A 2,991-nucleotide genomic window follows, 5' to 3' on the forward strand; every position below is an offset into this window, starting at 1 on the left:
GTCTGGCGCTACAGTTGCAGGATGACCCCTACCGTCGACGGTACCCTGGCGGTCAGCCCGCCTGATGCGGCCACAGCGGCCGCGAGCGCGGCTGCGGCCAGCTTCGCCGCGCTGCTGGGCAAGCTCGACTACCTGGGCCCCACGGACATCGAGCACATCCGGCAAGCCTACCGTTTCGCCGACGAAGCCCACCTGGGCCAGCTGCGCAAGAACGGCGATCCGTACATCACCCACCCCATCGCGGTGGCCTCGATGTGCGCGGAATGGAAACTCGACGCCCAGGCCCTGATGGCCGCGCTGATGCACGACGCCATCGAGGACTGCGGCGTGACCAAGCAGGAACTCGTCGAGCGCTTCGGTGCGCCAGTGGCCGAACTGGTCGACGGACTGACCAAGCTGGAGCGGCTGGAGTTCACCTCGCGCGAGCACAACCAGGCCGAGTCCTTCCGCAAGATGCTGCTGGCCATGGCCAAGGACGTGCGGGTCATCCTGATCAAGCTGGCCGACCGCACGCACAACATGCGGACGATGGCCGACATGCCGCGCAGCAAGTGGCAGCGCATCAGCTCGGAAACGCTGGAAATCTACGCCCCGATCGCCCACCGCCTGGGCCTGAATTTCACCTACCGCGAACTGCAGGATCTGGCCTTCCGGTTCCTGCACCCCTGGCGCTACGAGGTGCTGTCCAAGGCACTGAACCGGGCGCGCAGCCGCCGCCGCGACCTGATCGCCCGCGTGCAGCAGGAAGTGGAAGCCGCCTTCAAGCGGCAGCTGATGCCGGTGCGCATCATGGGTCGCGAGAAAACGCTGTACTCGGTCTACCGCAAGATGGACAGCAAGCACCTGTCCTTCGCCCAGGTGACCGACATCTACGGCTTTCGCATCGTGGTGCCCGAACTGACCGACTGCTACACCGCCCTGGGCGTGCTGCACCAGCTTTACAAGCCGCTGCCGGGCAAGTTCCGCGACTACGTCGCGATTCCCAAGGTCAATGGCTACCAGTCGCTGCACACCACGCTGGTGGGGCCTTTCGGGACCGCCATCGAGTTCCAGGTGCGCACGCATGGCATGGACGTGGTGGCCGAGTCGGGCGTGGCGGCGCACTGGCTCTACAAGGCCAACGAGCCCGGCAGCGACATGTCGCAGCGCCTGGGCACACAGTGGCTGCAGTCGCTGCTGGACATCCAGCAGGAAACGCACGACGCCAGCGAGTTCTGGGACCACATCAAGATCGACCTCTTCCCCGATGCGGTCTACGTGTTCACGCCCAAGAGCAAAATTCTTGCGCTGCCGCGCGGCGCGACGGTGGTCGACTTTGCGTACGCCATTCACAGCGACATCGGCCAACGCACGGTGGCCGCGCGCATCAACGGCGAGCAGCGGCCGCTGCGGTCCGAACTGGCCAATGGCGACGTGGTCGAAGTCATCACGGACGAGAAGGCGGAGCCCAATCCCACCTGGCTGTCCTTCGTCAAGACCGGCCGCGCGCGCTCCAAGATCCGCCACCACCTCAAGACCGTGGCGCAGGAGAAATCCCTTGAACTCGGCGAACGCATGCTCAGCCAGGCCCTGCGCTCCGAAGGCATCGCGCAATTGCCGGGCGAAGACGGTGAGCAGGCCCTGGTGTGGGAGAAGCTGCTGCGCTTCACCGGCAACAAGAGCCGGGCCGAATTGCTGTCCGACATCGGCATGGGCCGGCGCATCGCCAGCATGGTGGGCAAGAAGCTCGCGGTGCTGCTGTCCGAAACCGGACTCAAACCCGACGCGGTGCTGATCAGCACCGAGCGCTACGCCACTGCCGGCCATAACGATGGCGCCTTGCAGGGCGTGGTCACGCTGGACGGCAGCGAAGGCCTGTCCGTGCAGTACGCCCCTTGCTGCAAGCCCATCCCGGGCGATCGCATCGTGGGCTACCTGGGCCGGGGAGAAGGCCTGGTGGTGCATGCCGAGGACTGCCCCACCGCCCGCCGCCTGCGCGACCGCGACGCCGAACGCTTCCTCGAGGTGGAATGGGCCGATGAACCCGTACGCTCCTTCGACACCACCGTGATCGTCACCGTGGCCAATGGCAAAGGCGTGCTGGCGCGCGTGGCCTCAAGCATCGCCGCGGCCGAGGCCGACATCACCCACGTGGACATGGGCGACGAACCCGCGCAGACCGCCACGGACATCCGCTTCTCGGTGGCGGTGCGCGACCGCCAGCACCTGGCCGACGTGCTGCGCAGCCTCAAGCGCACGCCCTCGGTCATCAAGGCCCAGCGCTACAAGGCCGCGGCCAAGGCCTGATCAGGCGGCAGTGGGCGCCGGGTAGCTCACGTCCAGCACCTCGAGTTCCTGCACACCGCCCGGCACGGCGAGTTTGACCACGTCGCCGACGCGGGCCTTGAGCAGGGCGCGCGACACCGGCGCCACCCAGCTCACCTGCCCTAGCGTGCTGTCGGCCTCGTCGATGCCGATGATGGTGATGGTGGTCTCGCGCCCCGACCCGTCCGCGTAGGTGACGGTGGCGCCGAAGAACACCTGGTCGCTGCCGTGGTGCGCGGAGGGATCCACCACCTCGGCGATCTCCAGGCGCTTGGTGAGAAAGCGGATGCGCCGGTCGATCTCGCGCAGGCGCTTCTTGCCATACAGGTAGTCCCCGTTTTCCGAGCGGTCGCCGTTCTTGGCGGCCCAGTGCACGGCCTCGACCACCTTCGGCCGCTCCTCGTCCATGAGGCCCAGGAGCTCTCGGCGCAGGCGCTCGTAGCCCGTGCGCGTGAGGTAGTTCTTGCCGCCCGGTGTGGCCGGCGCGCCGACGCCATCGTCATCGTCGTCCGAATCGGATTCGCGGGTGAATGCCTTGCTCATGGTGACGGGTACGCGCGAAAGAGGCACCAGAAAGAGAAAAGCCCGCAGCTTGTGGCTGCGGGCTTTCAGTAGTGGCGCGGCTGGCAGGATTCGAACCCACGACCCCTTGGTTCGTAGCCAAGTACTCTATCCAACTGAGCTACA

At 66.6% G+C, this 2,991-nt stretch carries 2 protein-coding genes; one reads left to right on the plus strand and one right to left on the minus strand.

What is annotated here, in order from left to right; all coding sequences use genetic code 11:
- Positions 1-21 precede the first annotated feature (21 nt).
- Positions 22-2,286 carry a RelA/SpoT family protein gene (locus tag BGO22_RS07180; RefSeq protein WP_070397455.1) on the plus strand — a complete coding sequence of 755 codons (2,265 nt, stop codon included), beginning with the start codon at positions 22-24 and terminating at the stop codon, positions 2,284-2,286.
- Here BGO22_RS07180 and greB read toward each other — a convergent pair whose 3' ends face one another.
- On the minus strand, positions 2,287-2,847 hold the full coding sequence (greB, locus tag BGO22_RS07185; RefSeq protein ID WP_070397454.1) for a transcription elongation factor GreB: 561 nt from the start codon (positions 2,845-2,847) through the stop codon (positions 2,287-2,289). It abuts the gene before it with no gap.
- Between the last annotated feature and the right edge of the window lie 144 nt (positions 2,848-2,991).

Source organism: Hydrogenophaga sp. 70-12 (genome assembly GCF_001897365.1).
Classification (GTDB): Bacteria; Pseudomonadota; Gammaproteobacteria; order Burkholderiales; family Burkholderiaceae_C; genus Hydrogenophaga; species Hydrogenophaga borbori.